A 992-nucleotide genomic window follows, 5' to 3' on the forward strand; every position below is an offset into this window, starting at 1 on the left:
ACGTACCGGAGGCGCCGAGCGAAGGCATTCCGGTGACCTATGTGCCGGCGCGCAACACGGTGTTTCTGTCCCTGGCGTTGGGTTGGGCCGAAGTGCTGGGTGCGCGTGACATCTTTATCGGTGTAAACGCGGTGGATTATTCCGGTTACCCGGATTGCCGTCCCGAGTTCATCGAAGCCTTCGAGCTCATGGCTAATCTGGCGACCAAGGCCGGTGTAGAAGGGAATGGCTTCCGTATCCAGGCGCCCCTGCAGAACCTGAGCAAGGCGCAGATCGTTCAGGCGGGCGTGAAGCTTGGCGTCGATTACGGGCTGACCGTTTCCTGCTATCAGGCGGACGATAACGGCCGTGCTTGCGGTAAATGCGACAGCTGCCGTCTGCGTGCAGAAGGCTTTGCGGCGGCCGGAATCAGCGACCCGACACCTTATTTTTGATTTATTTCAAATTAGGTGTTGAATAGTCCTTAAAAATCAGTATTATACGCGCCACCACACAGCGGGTCGTTAGCTCAGTTGGTAGAGCAGTTGGCTTTTAACCAATTGGTCGTAGGTTCGAATCCCACACGACCCACCATTTTAAAAAATCTGGAAGGCCCACGTAAGTGAGGATTTCCGGGTTTTTTTTTGCCCGCGATTTGAGGTTGTCCCGGTCCGGGATCGCACCGAGTGACGCAGGTCAGAATCATCTTTTGCATCCGCCGGATATTCTGTAGCCTTGCGCAGCTTCAACGCTGTCCATGCCTGATGAATACTCACTCTCCCGGCGGTACCCTGAAGGGTCCGGAGCCRGGTGTATACTCGACTTTCGCGCGAAAGCGCCTGCAGGTCTTGCGAACATGACGCAGATTTCCGAACGCCTTCTGGTTCAAGCCCACCTCGACGCCAAGCAGCCCAAGCCGCTGACAGCCGAGGAAGAGGCTTATTACCGCACAGCCATCGCAGCCGAGCTCAAAGCTCAGGACGCGGTGCTGGTTGCACACTTCTATTGTGATC

At 56.0% G+C, this 992-nt stretch carries 1 protein-coding gene, 1 tRNA gene and 1 pseudogene; all 3 read left to right on the forward strand.

Annotated elements, in window-relative coordinates; all coding sequences use genetic code 11:
• Positions 1-434, forward strand: a 434-nt coding sequence (locus AC1DLB_RS30930) for a 7-cyano-7-deazaguanine synthase (protein WP_477786396.1), incomplete at its 5' end; no start/stop codon positions are given.
• A gap of 63 nt (positions 435-497) precedes the next feature.
• Positions 498-573, forward strand: a tRNA-Lys gene (locus AC1DLB_RS30935).
• Positions 574-835: 262 nt separating this feature from the next.
• Positions 836-992: pseudogene (locus tag AC1DLB_RS30940) on the forward strand (quinolinate synthase NadA); the annotation flags it as partial.

It is taken from the genome of Pseudomonas sp. 05N434, assembly GCF_056396965.1.